Origin of the sequence: Labedella populi (assembly GCF_004078655.1) — a bacterium.
GTDB lineage: Bacteria > Actinomycetota > Actinomycetes > Actinomycetales > Microbacteriaceae > Labedella > Labedella populi.
In genome coordinates this window covers 85,547-98,777 of the sequence record NZ_RZNC01000001.1, presented here as the reverse complement: position 1 = coordinate 98,777, position 13,231 = coordinate 85,547, and the positions used below count along the sequence as shown (strand labels likewise).

The following is a 13,231-nucleotide window of genomic DNA, read 5'->3' as shown; positions in this document are numbered from 1 at the left end:
AGTAATGCCGATCGTCCTCTTCTTTGGAGGCGTCCTCGTAGCGCTGCCCATCTTCTGGCAGGTCGTCGTGATCAGCGCGTCGGGCGGGAATGGGCGGTGGGACTGCATGGCCTGGCTCGGCGAGCAGCTCGTCGCTGAGTCTTCAGTGCTGATGCCCGCGCTGCTCGGTGCGCTTGTCCCAACGTATTTCGCGATCGCGACGCTAGGTCGGCAGAAGCGGGACAATCCGACATTGAAGGAGGTTCGAGCCTGGTTCAGCGGGCTAGGTATGGCTATTGCCGCGGTCGCGGCCGGCTGGACGGTACTCTCAGCCTTCGTCTTCATCGACGGCACCGAGCGCGTCGGAACTTGGCTCCTTACCGCCGTGGTCAGCGCGATCGTTTTTCTCCTGGGCTGTTTGCTAGGAGCTCTCCTGCCGAAAGATCTCGTCCGAACTCTCGCTTCCCGCAAAGATGAGCTCGAGGTGGCGCGGGCCTCAATCCGGGAAGCGCGTCGACACGGTGTGCAACGAGTGAGGCGCCCAATCTTGATAATCGGTCTCTGGTTCGCGATGGCGGTTATCACACCGGCTGCGACGTACATCGTGATCACCTGGCCACTTATCGCTGGCGCGACGAGCGATCTCCTCGGTGTCGTCACAGTGATCCTTATGGCCGCGGTCCTCAATCTATGTACGCCCGCAGCAGCCTTCATGATTCGAAGCGCTCGGGACGTGCCATGGCTCCTTTCAGCGTTGGGTTGGGCGTTGTACCTCATTGGCCTTTGGCCGATGATCATCGCTTCCGTGGTCTTCGCGAGCAATACAACGGACGAGTACAGGCTCCAGATGTACCTCCTCAGTGGGTCGTTCCTCGTGGTCGCGATCACGACAGGTGTCAGCGCGCGCCCGGGCATCTCGCGGCGCTACCGGTTCCTCCAGAGGTGGACGTTGGATGGAGCCACCGACTCGCTTCACCTCTCGCAGGTGATTGAATCCGTGCCGAGAATCACCGAAGCCATCGCTGCGCTGGAACGTGATCTTGCCAAGATGCGTCGGGAACGCACGCGTGAACGGTGGCGCGGGCTTCTTCCATGGTTCAGCTAGACGTGGAGCTTGTCCCCAACCCCTAGCTGCCGCTCCGCTTGCGGCGGGCGCGTGCCCCGAACGCGTCGAGCGCCGTAAGAACCTCATCGGCTTGCCAGTGCCGATTGCGCCGCCCCGCGGTGACCTGAGTCAGGGCCCCCGCGTCGACCAGCTTCTGAACGGCATCGTCCGCCGCCGGATTACTGACACCGAGTTCCGACGCGACGAGCTTGATGGTCACGACAGGCTGGCGGAGTAGCAGGTTCTTGAGGCGGTGCACCGAGGAGTGGCTGCGCGCCCGAACGTTCGAGTCCCAGCGCGCCGCGATCTCGGTGATGTCCTTCTCGAGGATCCGGCCGTTACGGATGGCGTCAAAGGACGCTTCGGACATCGCCTCGACGATCGGGCGGACGTCGCCGTCGCGGTAGGCGGTCAGCGCGCGCAAGTAGCCTTCGGTGTCGCCGAGCAGCCCGGCCGACACGGGGACGGTCACGTTGTTCGTCACCCCTCCGGCACGCAGCATCGCCTGCACGAGCGCTCGCCCGGTTCGGCCGTTGCCGTCGGGAAACGGGTGGATCGTCTCGAACTGGGCATGCGCGATGGCGAGTTGGGCCATCGCCGGAAGGTCGGTGCGACGCGCAAACGCCATGACGTCGTCCATCAGGGCAGGGACGCGATCCTGGTGTGGCGGGACGAACGTCGCGTTGTGCGGTGACACGGAGCCACCACCGATCCACACCTGCTCGTCTCGCCAGCGACCGACGATCTCGGGGGTCGACTTCTCGCGCAGTGCGCGGTGCATCGCCAGAACGGCGTCCGTATCGAGGTCATCCGCTAGGGCGATAGCCGCCTCCATCGCGGCCACGTTGCCGACAACCAACCGCGCGTTCTGCGAGGTCGAGTCGCCGATCTGGGCGAGCGCGACCTGCTTTGCGCTCGATGTCAGGTTCTCCACCTCCGAACTCGATGCGCTCTCCGTGCGAAGCAGGATCGACGCGAACGGAGCCGCGAGGGTGCCTGCTTCCGTATCGAAGCGCGTCAGCTCCCGGCTGGCGTCTTCCGATGCAGCGACCAGCTCGGCCGGAAGTTTCACGTCGAGATCGCGAATGAAGGGAGGTACCGCCGCTTGGTAGGGGCCCGATGCCGCCCTCAAGCGTCGGCGTGAGCCGACCTCATCGCCGGAGCGAGTCCAGGGAAGCGACTCGAACCGGGTGACAGGCCAAGTATCACCCGTGCCGAGATTGTCGGTTTCGTTTGCCACTTCAGTATCTTATCCAAGCTTTCTCGAGAAAGCTTGGATAAGACAACGCCATGGTCAGGTCTACGACCCCCGCAGGATCGACGTCATCTTCTTCCCCCGCGCGACCTCGTCGACCAACAGGTCCATGTAGCGGATCTTCTGCATGAGGGGGTCCTCGATCTCCTGCACGCGGATGCCGCAGATCGTGCCGGTGATGAGCGAGGCGTTCGGGTTCGGCTCGGGAGCCTGGGCGAAGAAGTCCTCGGGTCCCTCCATCGGGAGCGTGCGGTGGGTGCATCGACGGTAACGCGAGAGGGTCCCGCGGGAGCGCTCCGTGGGGAAGGAATGCGCTCTCGCGGGACCCGGTGTCACCGCATCGTCGACCGGTCTCGCTCGCCGGCCCGATCCGCTCAGCTCGCGGCACCCTCACCGCGGACCGCGACGGGCTCGCGCGTGTAGTAGTCGATGAGCCCGCCGTTCTCGTCCGTCAGCACCGGCCGGTCGAACTCGCCCGGCAGGTACATCGGCGTCACGAGGTACGACTCGCGCTCGCGCGTCGGCCGCGCCCAACGGACACCGTTCGCGATCACGCGCTGCACTCCGGGGTTGTGGTACACCGGGTACACCTCGTCGCCGGGGCTGAAGTAGAACACACGCCCGTAGCCGCGGCGGTACGTGATGCCGCTCCGGAACACCTCTCCACCGGTGAAGGTGCTGAGGAAGATGAGCTCGTCGGGGTCGGGGATGTCGAAGAACTCCCCGTACATCTCCTGCCCGGGGATCACGAGCGGCTGCGGAACACCCTCCGCGATCGGGTGGCGCGGCGAGACCGTCCACACGAGTTCACGGTCGCTGCCATCGTTCCGCCACCGCAGGCTGCACGTCGTGCCCATGAGGCGGCGGAAGATCTTCGAGTGGTGACCGGAGTGGAGCACGATGATGCCCATGCCCTCGAGCACGTGACGCTGGATGCGTTCGACGACCTCGTCGGTCACTTCTTCGTGCGCGGTGTGACCCCACCACAGCAGCACGTCGGTCGCCGCGAGGGTCTCCTCCGTCATGCCGTGCTCGGGGTCGTCGAGCACTCGCGTCGTGACGGTCGCCTCGTCGCCGAGCAACCCGCGGATGCCGTCCGCGATGGTCGTGTGCATGCCCTCCGGGTAGATGCCGCGCACGACGGGGTTGATCTGCTCGTGGCGGTTCTCGCCCCACACGGTCACCCGGATCGGAGCGGTGGAAGTACTGGTGGAATCGGTCATCGGGCGCCTCCCGACGCGGTCGGGGCGTGGGTGGAACCCCACGCCGGAGTGGTGATGCCGACCGCTGCGCTCGTCCAGGAGCGGAGCAGCTCGCCGACGTCGTCGCTCCGCTCGGCGGCGATGGCCTGAGCGAGCGACTGTTCGATGAGGTCGGCGAGCACGACGCGCTCGCCGCCGAGGTCGCGGCTTCGGATGGCGCCCTCGACCATCGCGAGACTCAGCACGTTCGCGCGCACCTCGTTCTGCGGAGTCGTGCCACTGCGGAGAGCGCCGACGAACTCGGCGAGCGAACCCGCGATCCCCTCCGGAGCGTCCTGCGCCTCGGGAAGGGTGCCATCGGCGTCGAGGCCGACGGTCTGTTCGCCGTCCCACGACGCCGCGCCGTTCTCCCCGTAGACGCGCCACTCGGCATTGAACGAGGTCTGCAGGCCGGGGGTGCAACGGCTGCCGGCGTAGGCGAACCGCGCACCCGAGGCGAGCTCGAAGTCCGCGGTCGCCGCGGCATCGCCGTCGAACCAGCTCCACGGCGGGTTCCACGACGTGCACCGCACGGAGACGGGCTCATCGCCCGCGACGTACCGCAACTGGTCGAAGTGGTGCACCGACATGTCGACGAGGAGCGGGTGCGCCATGCGCTCCCGGAACCCGGGCTCGTGATCCTCGTGGAAGAAGTCGGCACTCACCGCGGCGAGGCGGCCGAGCCGGCCGACGGCCTCCCGGAACACCGCGAGGTGCGGGAAGTAGCGGCGCGACTGGCTCACCATGAGCAACTCACCGGTGAGGTCGGCGATCGCGACCTGCCGGAGCGCCTCGGCGATCGTCGGGGCGAGCGGCTTCTCGCACAGCACGGGGAACCCCGCGCGCATGGCCTCCTCGTTGACGACGCCGTGCGCTTGCGGCACGGTCACGTTGATGACGGCCCGGGCGCCCGAGCGGCGTGCCACGTCCGCGACCGACGAGCCGACCACGGCGCCCTCGAGCCCGAGGGACGCGACGGTGCGGTTCGCGAGGTCCAGATCGAGATCGACCACGCCGACGGGCGCGGCGATCGACGAGGCGGAGAGCATCTTGAGCCACTCCGACCCCATCGCACCTGCGCCGACCACGACGACCGGCAGGCGCTCGGGGAAGTGAGCGGCGGAACCGACGCTCACCCCTTCACCGCCCCACCGAGACTCGACCGCAGCAGGTGCTTGCGGACGAACATGTACAGGACCGCCGGCGGCACGAGGTAGACGATCGCACTCGCGGCGAGGAGGCCCCAGTCGACCTGGTTGTACTCGCTGAACGCCCGGAACAGTCCGATCGAGAGCGGGTAGAGGTCGGTGCTCTGCAGGAGCACGAGCGGGGTGAGGAAGTCGCCCCACACGTTCATGAAGCTCAGCATCGCGGCGGCTCCGAGCCCGGGGCCGACGAGCGGCAGCACGATCCGCCAGATCGCCTGGAGACGCGAGTTGCCGTCCATCCACGCGGCCTCCTCGAGCTCGATCGGAACCGCGGCGATGGTTCCGGCGAGGAGCCAGAGGGTGACGGGCAGCTGGAAGGCCGCCTCCACGATGATGAGGCCGATGAGGGTGTTCGAGAGCCCGATGTTGACCATGATCAGGTACAACGCGACGATCGTCGCCGGGGCGGGAACGACGCGGATGAGCAGGATGCCGAACATGAAGGCCCGGCGCCCGGCGAACCGGAAGCGAGCGAGGGCATAACCTCCCGCGAGTCCCAGCGCGAGGTTGATGACCGTGGCGGTCACCGAGATGATCAGGCTGTTGACGAGCAGGAGCGGGGTCCCGCGGTTGGTGAAGAACTGCACGAAGTTGTCGAACGACAACGCGGGCCACTGCACGTTGGGTCCCGCGTTCGCGTCGACGGCGCTGAACACGACCCACGCGAACGGCACGAGGCAGAAGACCGCGAGCAGGGCGATGAGCACGTATCCGAGGGTCCGCTGCACGCGGTCGAGCGGCGTCAACGGGCGTCGACGCATCTTCCGATGGGAGGGGGCTGGGGCTGTCGGGGCCACTGCGGTTGCCATGTCAGACCTCCACTTTCGCGAGACGGACGTAGACGATCCCGAGGACCAGGACGATGACGAGCAGGATGATCGACGCCGCGCTGCCGATACCGATCTGGGAGAACTGCAGAGCGCGCTCGTAGATGTAGATGGCGGCTATGCGGGTCTGCCCGCCGGGTCCACCCTGCGTGAGGAAGTAGACGAGTCCGAAGACGCCGACGGTGCTGATCGTCGTGAGCAGCAGGTAGAGGAACACCGGGCCACGGATGAGCGGGAGCGTGACGTGGCGGAAGACTTGGACGGCGCTCGCGCCGTCGATCCGCGCGGCCTCGATGAGCTCGGCGGGAACGTCCTCGAGCGCGGCCTGGAACATGATCATGGCGAAGGCCACGCCGCGCCAGATGTTCACGATGATGATCGACGTGAGCGGGACGACTTGAAGCCAGTCCGTCGGGTCGGCCCCGAACAGGCCGGTAAGCCGGTTGAGCGTGCCCTCGGAGTTGTTCGACAGGACGCTCGCCCACGCGAGCGACGCCACGACCTCGGGCACGATCATGGGCATGAGTACCGCGGCGCCGAACAGGCCCTTGCCGCGCAGCCACGGCCGGCTCAGGAGGATCGCGGCGACCATGCCGAGCACGGTCTGACCGATGATCGCGCTGAAGAGCGTGAAGGTGGCGGTCTGGCCGAGGGAGCCGAGGAAGTCGGCGTTCGACAGCAGGTAGGTGAAGTTGTCGAGTCCGACGAACTGCGGGTCACGCGCGGCGAAGCCCGTTAGCTGCGTGTTCGTCAGGGAGAGGTAGATGCTGTAGAACGCCGGCAGGACGATGAAGAGCGTGATGAGGATCACGGACGGGCCCAGCAGAAGCGCGATCAGCGGGCCGTTTCGCTGGCGACGCCGTTTCGGCAGCGGCGGCGTGTTCGCCGCTGCCGAAACGGGCACGTCGAGGGTCGACGTCACTCTTTCACCAGGTTCGGTCCGAGGAGTTCGGTCGCGTCCCGCACGAAGGCCTCGTAGGCCTCCTGTCCGTCCGCTTCTCCCGTGAGGATGAGCTCCGTGGCGGAGGCGACGGCCTGGGCGATCTGGTCCGATCCGTCACCGGTGGGAACGAAGACGCTCGTCTCCTGGTCGACGCCCGCCTGCAGCAACTCGGGCTCGTCGGCGTACGGCTTCACGTCGATGATGTCGTCACGCGGCGACGCGGCGCCCGAGGCGACGAGCTGCTCGGCGAGCGGCTCGCCCGTGGTGAGGTACTGCATGAGGAGCATCGCCTCCTCCTTGTGCTCGGACGACTCCGGGATCGTGTAGACGCCGCCGAGGTTCAGCCAGCCGAACGGCTCGTCGCCGTCGCGGAGGCCGGGGAACTGCCACGTGGAGACCTTCTCGGTGAGGTCGGGGATCGGTGTGGCGCCCTCGGGGCCCCAGTCGAACTTCCAGCCCCAGGTGCCCTGAGCGGCGACCTGGATCTCGCCGGCGGGGAACTTCTCGTACTTGGTGGGCTGCCACGGGTTCGGGTTCAGCAGATCCTGGACGGGGAGGAGTTCCTCGCCGGCGAGGTCGCTGTAGAGGTCGAAGACCGCTGCGAAGCCGGGGCTCTCGAGGTCCCACGTGCCCGTCTCGGGGTCGTAGTAGTCCTGGTCGGTGCCACCGAGGAGGGGCTGGAAGCCCTCGTTCCAGGTGCCGCCGCCCCACGCCGATCCGGCGGGGAGGACGATCGGGGTGTCGCCGGTCAGGTCGCGGACCTCGACGAGGCGCTCGATGAGCTCGTCCCAGGTCTGCGGCTGGCTCGTGTCGACGCCGAGTTCCGTGAGGATGTCCTCGCGGTAGAAGAGGTTGAGCACGCCCGAGGTGTTGAGGAGGGAGTAGATCTTGCCGTCTTGGCGTACCGACGCCTCCTTGAACTGCGGGTAGTAGTGCTCCCAGCCGTCCCAGTCCTCGAGGTACTCGTCGAGGGGGGCGAGGTAGCCGGCGCCGGCGAAACCGGGCACGAGGCTCTCGCCCATGTCGATCACGTCGGGGGCCTCGCCCGCGATGAACTGCTGGGTGATCTTGGTCTTGAACTGCTCATCGTTCAGCTGGTCGGCGATGAGGTTCACCGTGACGTCGCGGCCCTGTTCCTTCATCTCGGCCTCGAACCCGGGGATCAGCTTCTCCACGATGTCGATGCGGGTCTGCTGGTATTCCATGATCGAGATCGTCACGGGTCCGTCTCCACCGTCGTCACCGGCGGAGCAGGCGGAGAGCCCCGCTGCTGCCACCAGCGTGGTGAGAGTCAGGGCGACTGCTCGGTTGCGCTTCATTGCGGTACCTCTCTGCGCTCCGCTCCCGTGGGCTTCTTCGCCTGCGTGGTGAAGGGGATGCGCGCCTTGTAAAGACATATTTACATTAAGCGCAGTCAGAGTCGAGCCGCGTTTTTCTGTAGATCTGTCGGGTCTCATCCGGCCGCCCCGAAGAGGGCGGGTCGGCGGACATTGCAACAGTACGAGGAAATGATTACGGTTTCAAGCATGACCGACGACGCTCGCCCTGTTCCGCGCCCCGAGTATCCGCGCCCGCAATTCCGCCGGGAGCGGTGGCTGAATCTCAACGGCGAGTGGGGGTTCGAGATCGACCGGGGCGATTCCGGTCTCGAACGGGGACTGCTTCAGCGCCCGCTCTCCGGACGCATCGTCGTGCCCTTCGCTCCCGAATCCGAGCTCTCGGGCGTGCACGACATCGACTTCATGACCGCCGTCTGGTACCGACGGACCGTCACGTTGCCGTCGGACTGGACGGGCAATCGTTTCCTGCTGCACTTCGGCGCGGTCGACCACGACACGACGGTGTGGGTCGACGGGAACGAGGTCGGCCGCCACCGCGGTGGCTTCTCGAGCTTCACCTTCGACATCTCGTCCCACATCACCGCGGGACGGCCGGCGGAGATCGTCGTCCGCGCGCGGGATCCGCGGTCCGGCCCGCAAGCGCGCGGCAAGCAGTCGACGGTCTACTCGAACCAGGTCACCGAGTACACGCGCACGACGGGGATCTGGCAGACCGTGTGGATCGAGCCGGTGCCACCGGTCGCGATGCGACGCCCCCGGATCACCCCGAACGTGGCCGCGTCGTCCTTCCTGTTCGATGTGCCCCTCACGGCCAACACGCCGGGCTCACGTGTCCGAGTCGTCGTCTCCGACGCAGAGGGTGAGGTCGCGCGGGGCGACGTGCGCGCCGATCTCGACCTCGCCCCGACCCTCCAGGTGACCCTGCCCCGCGATCGCGTACGCCTCTGGAGCATCGACGACCCGCACCTCTACGACGTCGAGTTCACGCTCGAGGACGCGGACGGTCGCGTTCTCGACCTCGTCACGAGCTACGCCGGACTGCGGAGCGTCTCCATCGACGGTCGCGGCTTCCTCATCAACGGTGAGCGCGTGTTCCAGCGTCTCGTGCTGGATCAGGGCATGTACCCCGACGGCATCCTCACCGCTCCCGACGACGAGTCGCTCGTGAGGGACATCCGCTTGTCGCAAGCGGCGGGGTTCAACGGCGCCCGACTGCACCAGAAGGTCTTCGAGGAGCGCTTCCTCTACCACGCGGACCGGCTCGGCTACATCGTCTGGGGTGAGTTCGCGGACTGGGGCTGCCGCATCCCGGGTGCACCGGAGGACTGGCAGCAGCCGACGTCCTCGTACATCACGCAGTGGCTCGAGGTGCTCGAGCGCGACTACTCCCACCCGAGCATCGTCGGGTGGTGCCCGCTCAACGAGACGTACCAGTTCATCGACGACCGGATCAGTGTGCTCGACGACGTCACACGCGCCATGTTCCTCGCGACGAAGGGCGTCGACCGCAGCCGACCGGCACTCGACGCCTCCGGGTACTCGCACCGTGTCGTCGAGACCGAGATCTGGGACTCGCACAGCTACGAGCAGGACCCCGAGGAGTTCGCGCGCATGATGGCGCCGATCGCGCAGGGCGAGCCGTACACGAACCGGGAGGGCGACCGTGAGATGCCTCCTCGGGACACCCCGCCGTGGTCCGTCCCGTACAGCGGACAGCCCTACTTCTGCAGCGAATTCGGCGGGATCTGGTGGAACGCGTCGCTCGGTCACGACGCCGACGAAGCGGAGTCCTGGGGCTACGGCGGCCGGCCGCGGTCGGTCGAGGAGTTCTACACACGCTTCGACGGGCTTGTCTCCGTCCTGATCGACGATCCCGAGATGTTCGGCTATTGCTACACCCAGCTGACCGACGTGTTCCAGGAGCAGAACGGCGTCTACACGTTCGACCGCCGTGAGAAGTTCGACATGGACCGCATCCGCGCCGCGCAGACGCGCCCGGCCGCCTTCGAGGACGGACGAGCGCGACCGTCTCTAAGATCGACGACATGAAAAGGCGCACCGGTTCCCGAGTGCCGGCGATGGCCGACGTCGCCGCACTCGCGAAGGTGTCGGTTCCGACCGTGTCGAGGGTCGTCCAGGGGACGGTGCCGGTCAGCGAGGAGAAGCGGAACCGCGTGCTCGCGGCCATCGAGGAGCTCGACTACCGGCCGAGCGCGGCGGCTCGTGCGCTCGCCCACGGCACCTCGACCATCGTGGGTGTCTTCGCCGCGCAAGCGAGCGCTTACGGGTATGCGGCCACGATCGAAGGCATCCACGACGAGTCGCGGCGGAACGGCTGGACCGTCGCGGTCGGCCTCCTGGACTCGCGACCCGACGATGACGGAACGGCTCTGCAGCGCGCGCTCGATCCGATCCTCACGCAACGACTGGTGGGCGCGATCGTCATCGGCTTCGACCCGATCGCGTTCGACACGATCGAGATCCTCCGCCGTCGGCACCGGGTCGTGGTCGCGGCCGGCTCCCTCTCGGACATCGCAGGGATCGACCAGGTGCACCTCGACGAGTACGCCGGCGCGTACGACGCCACGACGAGTCTCCTCGAGCTCGGTCACCGCACCGTGCATCACGTCGCCGTCCCCGGTTCGCAACGCGACACCGGGCGCACGGGCGGGTGGCGCGCGGCCCTCCGCGACGCCGGCGTCGTCGACATCCCGGAACCGTGGCATGTGTCCTGGGATCCCGCCACCGCTCGCGAGGTCGCGCTCGCGATGCCGGCTGACGGGTCGGTCACGGCCGTGCTCTGCGGTAACGACGAGATCGCGATCGGCCTCATGCGCGGACTCGGGGAGAGGGGGCTGCGTGTTCCGGACGACGTCAGCGTGATCGGTTTCGACGATCATCCCCTCAGCAAGATGCTCACGCCGTCGCTGTCGTCGGTCCGCCTCGACTTCGCTGCGCTGGGGGCGCGCGCGGCCGCCGTGCTCGCCGCGGGCTCGTCGTCTCCGTCGACGAGCGCGGTCGAGCCGCGTCTCCTCCTCCGGGAGTCGGTGCGGAGCGCTCCGCCTCGGTGAGGTGCGCTGCTAGGCCCGCCGCCCCAGTCGCACGAGCAACCACACCATCGCGATCACGTTGAGCAACAGCGCGCCGACCACGCTCGAGATCGCGATGTCACTGATGACCGGCACGAGCGGGTTCTCCGTTCCGGACATCCCCGCCCAGCCATTGATGGCGTGGCTGACGAGCGCCGCGAGGACGAGGACGACGGGCGGGCCGACCGTGGCGATGAGCTTCTCCCGCGTGCGCCAGAGCGACGACGTCCAGACGAGTGCGACTCCGACGACCCATCCGAAGAGCGGGACGACGAAGCCACCGACTCCGAGGGCGATCGCGCCGAAGATCGCGAGTCCGCGTGACTCCGACAGTGGCGGGCGCGCCACGACGGCAGTGTAAGCGCTCGAGGAGGTGTCGCCCATCGTGCCGACGTCGACGGCGTTCCGTGCCTCACGGGCGATGAACGACGGGTCGCCGAGTTCGGCGATGCGGTCACGGGCGTCGGTCTCGCCGAGGCCGTCGAGCTCTTCGGCGATGCCCGACCAGATCTCGCCGCGCACCGGTTCGCGCACGTCGCGGAGGGCATTCGCGAGTCGATCGAGGTAGCTGTCGGCGGCGGGGGAGAAGTCAGGCATCGGGAGTCCCTTCGAGCGGGGGGTCGGTGGGGAGATCGTCGGGCGTCTCGCCGTGGATGAGCGCGCCGACCGTGAGTGAGAAGGTCGGCCACTGATCGCGGAAGTCGGCGAGCAGCTCCTCACCGGCGGCGGTCAGTCGGTAGTACTTACGCACGGGTCCCGCGCCGGTCGATTCCTCGAACGAGACGACGAGGCCGCGTTCCCGGAGTCGCGAGAGCACCGGGTACAGGGTCCCGATGCTCGCGATGAGCCCGGCCCGCACGAGCGTCTCCGAGAGTTGCCAGCCGTACATCGGCTCCCGTGACAGGAGCCCGAGGATGCAATACTCCGCGACGCCCTTGCGCAGCTGCGCGGAGACGTCAGCGGGAGGTGTCATGCAATGCAATATAGCAGGGAGCCCGTGCCTGCGACTCGAACTCCATGCGGGGCCGGGTGCCGGGGCCACCGGGTTCTTTGGTCACCCGACCGCCTTGTCCAAGGCCCTTCTGTGGGCGCGTGCGGGTGGTGGGTCAACGGTAGCGCGCGGCCGCGGCCGCGGTCGCCGGGAGGGGCGACTCAGCGGCGCTGTGGCCGTCACTGTCCGCGGGAGACCGCGAGCCACACGAGGCCCGTCCCGAGGGTCAGAAGAGGCCCGATCATACTGACCACCACGTGCAGCGTGATGAGGAGTCCCTGAGAAGCATCGGGGATGACGAACGGCAGCGCGAGGGCGAACAACCCCGCCGCGACGTACCAGGTGACGGTGCCGGCAGCGATCAAGACCGCTGGTCGCGGCGCCCGGTGAGCCGCACGGAGTCGACTCACCGCAACGACCGCGCACATCAGCACGAGGAGGTCGACGAACAGGGCCAGGTACGAGTACGCCACTGCTGCCCCCAGATCGGACGGGAGAAACGGCGACGACAGCAACAGGACGACGTCGATCACGAGGAGACCGGCAAGAGCGCGTAAGGCCCCCACGCCCAGATGGTCCGTGACATCGTTTTCAACACCCCCGATCCGCCGGAGGGACAGGACGACCGCGGCGCCGGCGAGAAGAACGACACTCGCTGAGAAGGTGGGGCGCCCGACGGCAAAACTCCATTGGCTTCCCGCGACCAACTGCAACACGATCTGCACGATGGCAGACGCGGCGATCAGGATTCCCGAGAGCCGAAGAGCCATCGAAGAGCTGGTGCGCCCCCGCGGGTCGTGGCCTTCAGCAGTCACTGATCCCCCTCGACGTCGGATACGCCAACGGTATCGGAGGTGCGCAGGCGCGGACATGTCGGCCTGTTGGCGCGGCTCCCGCTACTCGGCGATCGTGGCGGCCGGGGCCGGTCGGATCGTAGCGTGGGGGTATGGATGCAGAGCGGGTGCAGTTTGAGACCACCATCGGCGTCGACGTGAAGGGGGAGACGTGGAGCTGCGTCGAGATCCCCGACTCGGTGGCGTTCTTCGGGAACGGGAAGTCCGCTCGCGTGGATGCGACGATCGATGAGGTGACGCTCGAGAACGTAGGCACCCTCCCGACGGGTGCGGGTGGGCACATGGTGTCGCTCAACGCGAAGGTGCGGAAGGCGCTCGGCAAGGACGTCGGTGATCCCGTGTCCGTGACGATCAGCAAGCGGTAATCGCAGTGCCGGGAGCGCCGGAGGGCACGCCGGG

The 13,231-nt window shown here is 67.5% G+C and carries 13 protein-coding genes and 1 pseudogene; 4 read left to right on the top strand and 10 right to left on the bottom strand.

Features of this window, described 5'->3' with window-relative positions:
- The first annotated feature begins 4 nt into the window (after positions 1 to 4).
- Complete coding sequence (locus ELQ92_RS00515) at positions 5 to 1,084, top strand: hypothetical protein (RefSeq protein WP_128496951.1); 1,080 nt, start codon at positions 5 to 7, stop codon at positions 1,082 to 1,084.
- Between the two features lie 22 nt (positions 1,085 to 1,106).
- Here ELQ92_RS00515 and ELQ92_RS00510 read toward each other — a convergent pair whose 3' ends face one another.
- From ELQ92_RS00510 to ELQ92_RS00480, 7 genes and pseudogenes are all read right to left on the bottom strand, one after another.
- Positions 1,107 to 2,156: a Fic family protein gene (locus ELQ92_RS00510; RefSeq protein WP_243694790.1), complete on the bottom strand. Its 1,050-nt coding sequence runs from the start codon at positions 2,154 to 2,156 to the stop codon at positions 1,107 to 1,109.
- A gap of 228 nt (positions 2,157 to 2,384) precedes the next feature.
- Positions 2,385 to 2,567 (bottom strand): annotated as a pseudogene (locus tag ELQ92_RS00505) (DUF2200 family protein); the annotation flags it as partial.
- 146 nt (positions 2,568 to 2,713) lie between these two features.
- On the bottom strand, positions 2,714 to 3,562 hold the full coding sequence (locus ELQ92_RS00500; RefSeq protein ID WP_128496945.1) for a ThuA domain-containing protein: 849 nt from the start codon (positions 3,560 to 3,562) through the stop codon (positions 2,714 to 2,716).
- Positions 3,559 to 4,716, bottom strand: a complete 1,158-nt coding sequence (locus ELQ92_RS00495; protein WP_243694789.1) for a Gfo/Idh/MocA family protein — start codon at positions 4,714 to 4,716, stop codon at positions 3,559 to 3,561. Before ELQ92_RS00495 ends, ELQ92_RS00500 begins: the two co-directional genes overlap by 4 nt.
- Positions 4,713 to 5,597 (bottom strand): carbohydrate ABC transporter permease, encoded by an 885-nt coding sequence (locus tag ELQ92_RS00490; RefSeq protein ID WP_128496943.1) that lies wholly within the window; start codon positions 5,595 to 5,597, stop codon positions 4,713 to 4,715. The genes ELQ92_RS00495 and ELQ92_RS00490 overlap by 4 nt, the downstream gene beginning before the upstream one ends.
- A gap of 1 nt (position 5,598) precedes the next feature.
- Positions 5,599 to 6,537, bottom strand: a complete 939-nt coding sequence (locus ELQ92_RS00485; RefSeq protein ID WP_208004193.1) for a carbohydrate ABC transporter permease — start codon at positions 6,535 to 6,537, stop codon at positions 5,599 to 5,601.
- Positions 6,534 to 7,877: an ABC transporter substrate-binding protein gene (locus ELQ92_RS00480; RefSeq protein ID WP_128496941.1), complete on the bottom strand. Its 1,344-nt coding sequence runs from the start codon at positions 7,875 to 7,877 to the stop codon at positions 6,534 to 6,536. Before ELQ92_RS00480 ends, ELQ92_RS00485 begins: the two co-directional genes overlap by 4 nt.
- 207 nt (positions 7,878 to 8,084) lie before the next feature.
- Here ELQ92_RS00480 and ELQ92_RS00475 point away from each other — a divergent pair, with 207 nt between their 5' ends.
- Together ELQ92_RS00475 and ELQ92_RS00470 are read left to right on the top strand one after the other, a co-directional pair.
- The gene (locus ELQ92_RS00475) at positions 8,085 to 9,947 is read left to right on the top strand and encodes a glycoside hydrolase family 2 protein (protein WP_128496939.1); all 1,863 of its coding nucleotides are present in this window, start codon (positions 8,085 to 8,087) and stop codon (positions 9,945 to 9,947) included.
- Positions 9,944 to 10,969, top strand: a complete 1,026-nt coding sequence (locus ELQ92_RS00470; RefSeq protein ID WP_128496937.1) for a LacI family DNA-binding transcriptional regulator — start codon at positions 9,944 to 9,946, stop codon at positions 10,967 to 10,969. The genes ELQ92_RS00475 and ELQ92_RS00470 overlap by 4 nt, the downstream gene beginning before the upstream one ends.
- Before the next feature lie 9 nt (positions 10,970 to 10,978).
- Here ELQ92_RS00470 and ELQ92_RS00465 read toward each other — a convergent pair whose 3' ends face one another.
- From ELQ92_RS00465 to ELQ92_RS00455, 3 genes are all read right to left on the bottom strand, one after another.
- The gene (locus ELQ92_RS00465; protein ID WP_128496935.1) at positions 10,979 to 11,584 is read right to left on the bottom strand and encodes an HAAS signaling domain-containing protein; all 606 of its coding nucleotides are present in this window, start codon (positions 11,582 to 11,584) and stop codon (positions 10,979 to 10,981) included.
- Positions 11,577 to 11,960 carry a PadR family transcriptional regulator gene (locus ELQ92_RS00460; protein ID WP_128496933.1) on the bottom strand — a complete coding sequence of 128 codons (384 nt, stop codon included), beginning with the start codon at positions 11,958 to 11,960 and terminating at the stop codon, positions 11,577 to 11,579. The genes ELQ92_RS00465 and ELQ92_RS00460 overlap by 8 nt, the downstream gene beginning before the upstream one ends.
- A 197-nt stretch (positions 11,961 to 12,157) precedes the next feature.
- Complete coding sequence (locus ELQ92_RS00455) at positions 12,158 to 12,748, bottom strand: hypothetical protein (protein WP_128496931.1); 591 nt, start codon at positions 12,746 to 12,748, stop codon at positions 12,158 to 12,160.
- Positions 12,749 to 12,924: 176 nt separating this feature from the next.
- Here ELQ92_RS00455 and ELQ92_RS00450 point away from each other — a divergent pair, with 176 nt between their 5' ends.
- Positions 12,925 to 13,197: a DUF1905 domain-containing protein gene (locus ELQ92_RS00450; protein WP_128496929.1), complete on the top strand. Its 273-nt coding sequence runs from the start codon at positions 12,925 to 12,927 to the stop codon at positions 13,195 to 13,197.
- Positions 13,198 to 13,231 lie beyond the last annotated feature (34 nt).